Here is a 2,715-nt window from a genome sequence, read left to right as displayed (position 1 = left end):
CGTCAGGAGGCCTTCCTGCTGATCCAAGGACAGCTCGCAAAACGCGCTCCCGCTCCGTGCCCGGGCCTCGGCGTCCAACGCCGCGAGGGTGCCGGCTGCCTGTTCGATCCGGCGCAGCAGTACCGCGACCTGATCCCGGAAGAGAAGTACGTCAACGTGTTCGGTCGCGCCAGCTTCGCCTTCGGTGAAGGCGGCGAGGTCTACACCGAGATCGGCTACTCGAAGAAGCAGACGATCTTCAGCAACACCCCGTCCGGCGTATCCGGCGGCTGGGGTTACCCCGGCGGCCCGGTCAACGCCAACAGCGGCTCGGGCGCAACCACGCTCGGTGCCACCCACCCGGACAACCCGACCGGTGCGCCGGTGCGCCTGCGCTACTCGGCCTGGGACGTCGGCCCGCGCGTTACCGACAACACCAACGAGTTCAATCGCTTCCTGGTTGGCGTGAAGGGAAACTGGGGTGACTGGAGCTACGACACCGCCTACCTGCATTCGGGCACCGACCTGACCAACAAGCGCACCGGCTTCCTGAACTACGACAACGTGCGTTGCGCACTGGCCAACCCGAACTGCGCCGGTGGCGTGTGGCGCATCGGCGACAACGCCGGCCAGAACTCGCAGGCGCTGTACGACTTCATCTCGCCGATGATCAGTGCACGCGCCAAGTCCAGCCTGGACATGTTCGACTTCACCATGTCGCGCAGCCTGATGGACCTGAAGGGTGGCCCGCTGGGCCTGGCGTTCGGCACCGAATGGCGCAAGACCAGCAACAGCCTGACCCCGCAGACCTTCACCGACACCGGCGACATCATCGGCCTGGGCTATTCGGCCTACGACGGCACCCAGAACGTGTATGCAGGCTACGTCGAACTGTCCGCACCGGTGCTGGAGCAGTTGGAACTGTCGGCCGCCATGCGCTACGACAAGTACGAAAGCGGTGAAGGCAAGGCCACGCCGAAGCTGGGCGTGAAGTGGACCCCGGCCGACTGGATCGCCCTGCGCGCCAGCTACGCCGAAGGCTTCCGCGCGCCGAACCCGGCCGAGAACGGTGACGGTGGCCTGGCGGCCTTCTCCACCGCCGTCGACCCGATTCGTTGCCAGATCAGCGGCAACAACGCGGCAGAGTGCGGCGCAAACTCGGTGGCGATCATCACCAAGCCGAACAAGCTGCTGAAGCCGGAAGAGTCCAAGAGCTACTCGGTCGGCATCGTGCTGCAGCCGACTTCGTCCACCTCGATGACCGTCGATGCCTGGCAGATCAAGCGCACCAACGAAATCGTGCAGGGCAGCACTTCGGCGGCGATCCTCGCCGGCAACGTCCTGCGTGACAGCAACGATCTCAATGGCGTGGCCAACAGCGGCACCATCCTGGCAGTCAACACCGCCTACGTGAATGCCAGCTCCTCGCGCGTGCGCGGTATCGATACCGATATCCGCCAGACCTTCGATATCGGCCCGGGCCAGCTGGAGCTGGACCTGCAGTGGAGCCACATCCTGAAGTTCGAGCGTACCGAAGGTGGCGACACGGTTGACTACGTGGGTACCCACGGCAACTGCGATGTCACCAACTGCATCGGCACGCCGAAGGACAAGGTGAACTTCGGCACCACCTGGAAGCAGGGGCCGTGGAGCGTCAGCGCCGTTGCCAACTACATCAGCAAGATGGAGAACAAGGACAAGCGTGGCGGCGACTACCTGGCCTTCTACGCCGATGGCGAGCCGGTGAAGAAGATTTCTTCGTTCACCACGATGGACCTGTCCGGTCGCTGGAGCATCAACGATTCGTTCGAACTCAACGCCTCGGTGGCGAACGTGTTCGACCGCATCGCCCCGCTCGACCCGACCACCTACGGCGGCGTGAACTACAACCCGATGCACTTCTCCGGTGCGCTGGGCCGTTATTACACCGTCGGTTTCAAGTACACCTTCAAGTAATACTGCTGCCGCTTTACCTGCAAAGGCCCGGGCTCGCGCCCGGGCCTTTGCTTTTTTCCGCACGCGACAGCGTCCATCATGGATACCCCGATACCTGCGGCGCACGTAATGTCCTCTTCCAACCAACGCCTTGGCCTGGCCGCACTGACCGCGCTGGTGGTCGGCTCGATGGTCGGTGCCGGCATCTTCTCGCTGCCGCAGAACGTGGCGCGCAGCGCCGGTCCGGCCGCCGCGCTGATCGGCTGGGCGGTCAGCGGTGCCGGCATGCTGATGCTTGCCTTCGTGTTCCAGGCCCTGGCCAATCGCCGCCCTGACCTGGACACCGGCATCTATGCGTATGCGCGCGAAGGCTTCGGCAACTACATCGGTTTCTCCGCCGCCTGGGGCTACTGGGTCGCTTCGGTACTCGGCAACGCCAGTTTCTTCGTACTGATCTTCAGCGGTCTCGGCCACTTCGCGCCGGTGTTCGGCGAAGGCAATACACCGGCCGCCATTGCCGCATCGTCCCTGTTGCTGTGGACCGTGCACCTGCTGGTACTGCGCGGCCTGCGCACCGCGGCGATCGTCAATGGCCTGGTCACCGTGGCCAAGCTGGTGCCGATCGCGCTGTTCCTGATCCTGGCGGCCGGCGCATTCCGCATGGACGTGTTCCGCGCCGACTTCTTCGGCGCTCCCGCGCTGGGCGACATGGGCCAGCAGCTGCGCGGGATGATGCTGGTCACCGTGTGGGTATTCATCGGCATCGAAGGCGCCAGCATCTATTCGCGGCGCGCGGCACGG

2 protein-coding genes are annotated in these 2,715 nt (G+C 64.7%); both read left to right on the top strand.

Translation table 11 applies throughout. The features are described 5' to 3' along the window. Positions 1-1,935, top strand: a 1,935-nt coding sequence (locus AB4Y84_RS18710; protein WP_442250639.1) for a TonB-dependent receptor domain-containing protein, incomplete at its 5' end; no start/stop codon positions are given. 108 nt (positions 1,936-2,043) lie between these two features. Then, positions 2,044-2,715 (top strand): amino acid permease (locus tag AB4Y84_RS18705; protein ID WP_442250638.1); only part of this gene is annotated, 672 nt, incomplete at its 3' end.

It is taken from the genome of Stenotrophomonas sp. 2YAF22 (assembly GCF_052114665.1).
GTDB classification, from domain to species: domain Bacteria; phylum Pseudomonadota; class Gammaproteobacteria; order Xanthomonadales; family Xanthomonadaceae; genus Stenotrophomonas; species Stenotrophomonas indicatrix.
Note: the sequence above shows the minus strand (reverse complement) of the source record. Positions and strands in the feature narration are given on the sequence as shown.